Source organism: Verminephrobacter aporrectodeae subsp. tuberculatae At4, assembly GCF_000193225.1.
Taxonomy (GTDB): domain Bacteria; phylum Pseudomonadota; class Gammaproteobacteria; order Burkholderiales; family Burkholderiaceae_C; genus Acidovorax; species Acidovorax aporrectodeae.
In genome coordinates this window covers 1-2288 of sequence record NZ_AFAL01000978.1, presented here as the reverse complement: position 1 = coordinate 2288, position 2288 = coordinate 1, and the positions used below count along the sequence as shown (strand labels likewise).

Genomic DNA, 2288 nt, shown 5'->3' with positions numbered 1-2288 from the left:
CATGCGGCACGGCAACGGCACCGGGGGCAGAAAGCCGCCGCGCAGCGGATGGCCGTCGGGGCCGATCCCGCTGTGTCTGGGCTGCGGCAGAAAGTACAGCCAGTGCCATAGCGGCGCCAGCGGGGCGCCGGCCTGCGGCGCCGGGTCATCGCGGTCGAGCGTCGCCGACAGGCCGCGCACCGGGGCGTCGTGGAAGGTATCGCAGCATGTTTCGGTGCGCCCTTGCCAAGTTTGCAACTGCGCGAGCAAAGCGGCGTCGATGCGCGGGGGAGGATTGCCGGGTGCGGGTGCGTTCGATGGCATGGCAGGAATCGTCGGGCAACACCGGTTTGCATGCAATCCCTGTTTTTGAAAACCGGCCTTTGGTTTTGGCAAAGGCCCGCGCCGTCGGGCGCGCAAGACCCATCAGCACAAAAACTGCTGGCGGCGTTGCCGCAATCGGGGTTGCCCGAAAAAGGGGGGCAATATTCGCGGGCCAGCGCACGGGCCAAGCGTTGGACCCATTCATCCCGCCCCGGAGCAGGGCAGGGGGCGGGATGAACGCTGGCTTAGCGCCAGTAGGGGTTGTGGGGGGGCGGTGCGGGTAGTAGGGCCGCCCGCTGTCGTAGCCGTATTCGATCACCGTGACGGGCGGGGCGGACAGGACCACGGGCGGGGCCAGCATGCCGGACTGGTTGTAGATCACGGGCGGGGGGGCGTAGCTCACCGGCGGCGGTGGGGCGTAGGACTGGCCCGTGGGCCGCACGCTCAGGGCAATCCAGCGACCCGGATCGTTCTGCGTGCGCGTGGTGTACTGCTGCCCGGCGTATTCATAGACCACGTCGTAGCCGACGGTACGGTTCTCGTAATACGTATCCGTCGTGCAGCGCTGCACGTCCTGGTACTGGGGTCGGCCCCCCTCGATATGGTTGCCGAGTGCCGCTCCGCCGAGCACCCCGATGACGGTTGCCGCGGCACGCCCGGTGCCCTTGCCGACGGCATTGCCCGCGGCGCCGCCCGCAATCGCACCGAGCACCGCGCCGGCGCCGCTGGTGCGGTTGCCGTTGTATACGCTCTCGGTGCCGCACACCTGCCGGGGAATGGCGACCGACTGTACGACGGGCGTGACCGAGAGCACCCGTCCCATTTCCTGCGCGCCGGCCACGGCGGCGGTGGCCGCGATGGTGGAAAAAATGATGATCCTTTTCATGGAACAACTCCTTTGTGGTCGATGCATAACGCATCAGGGTGACGAAAAGTTTAGTCCCTCAGGGGGGATTTGTGCAATCTGTGTAATTTCTCCATCCCAAGTGTCCGGTTTCAGGCGCCGGACGCCAGATCGATCCAGGCCCGCCACTGATCGGGCGCAAAACCCGCGCAGACATGCGTGTGTTCCCCGATCTGCCACTCCACCACGGGGCGTTTGATGACGCTGGGCTGCTCCTGCACCAAGGCGCTGGCGCTTTCCTCGCCCTGGATCGCCGCCTGGATGTCGGGCCCGAGCTTGCGCCAGGTGTTGCCCTGGCGATTGAGCAGTTTTTCCCAGCCAATGGCGGCCATCCAGCCGGGTAGTCGGGACGCCGGGACACCCTGTTTTTTGAAATCATGGAACTGGTGCTCGAGCCCCTGCTGCGCGAACCAGGCGCGGGATTTTTTGACGCTGTCGCAGTTCGTGATGCCGTAGACAGTGATGCGTGGGTTTGCCATGCCGCGCATCATGCGCGAAAAATGGGGACTGCGGCTTCGGCGACAATCCCCGGCCATATGCTACCGTAATCCACACGCTCGAAGCTTGGTTGCAGCATTGCGAGCAGCTTCACCCCCTGGGAATCGACATGGGCCTGGACCGTATCCGCGAGGTCGCGCACCGCATGGCGCTGCGTTTCGACTGCCCGGTGATCACCGTCGCGGGAACCAATGGCAAGGGGTCGACCTGCGCCATGCTCGAGGCGGTGGCGCTGCAGGCCGGGTACCGCAGCGGTGTGTACAGTTCGCCGCATCTCGTGCATTTCGAGGAGCGTTGCCGCATCCAGGGCGAAGTCGTCGCCGCGGCGGATCTGCTGGCGCATTTCGAAGCCGTGGAGCAGGCCAGAACGCGCGCTGGCGCAGCGGTGGTGTCGCTCACCTATTTCGAGTTCACCACGTTGGCAATCTTGCACCTGATGAGCCAATCGCGGCTGGATGTCGCGATTTTGGAGGTCGGGCTGGGCGGGCGTCTGGACGCCACCAACATCATCGACGCCGACTGCGCCGTCATCACCAGCATCGACATCGACCACACGGAATATCTCGGACCCGACCGCGAGAGC

At 65.5% G+C, this 2288-nt stretch carries 2 protein-coding genes and 2 pseudogenes; 1 reads left to right on the top strand and 3 read right to left on the bottom strand.

What is annotated here, in order from left to right; all coding sequences use genetic code 11:
- From VTU_RS35920 to VTU_RS0123960, 3 genes and pseudogenes are all read right to left on the bottom strand, one after another.
- A pseudogene (locus VTU_RS35920) lies at window positions 1-303 on the bottom strand (hypothetical protein); the annotation flags it as partial.
- Between the two features lie 245 nt (window positions 304-548).
- Window positions 549-1189, bottom strand: a pseudogene (locus VTU_RS35915) (glycine zipper 2TM domain-containing protein).
- Window positions 1190-1299: 110 nt separating this feature from the next.
- Window positions 1300-1686 (bottom strand): arsenate reductase, encoded by a 387-nt coding sequence (locus VTU_RS0123960; protein ID WP_040894190.1) that lies wholly within the window; start codon window positions 1684-1686, stop codon window positions 1300-1302.
- 68 nt (window positions 1687-1754) lie between these two features.
- On the opposite strand from VTU_RS0123960, the gene VTU_RS0123955 reads away from it, so the two are divergent.
- A partial coding sequence (locus tag VTU_RS0123955) for a bifunctional folylpolyglutamate synthase/dihydrofolate synthase (protein WP_029554716.1) occupies window positions 1755-2288 on the top strand: 534 nt, incomplete at its 3' end.

Coding starts and splice junctions, on each gene's coding strand:
- VTU_RS0123960 (WP_040894190.1), bottom strand. CDS start 1,686: ATGGCAAACCCACGCATCACTGTCTACGGCATCACGAACTGCGACAGC.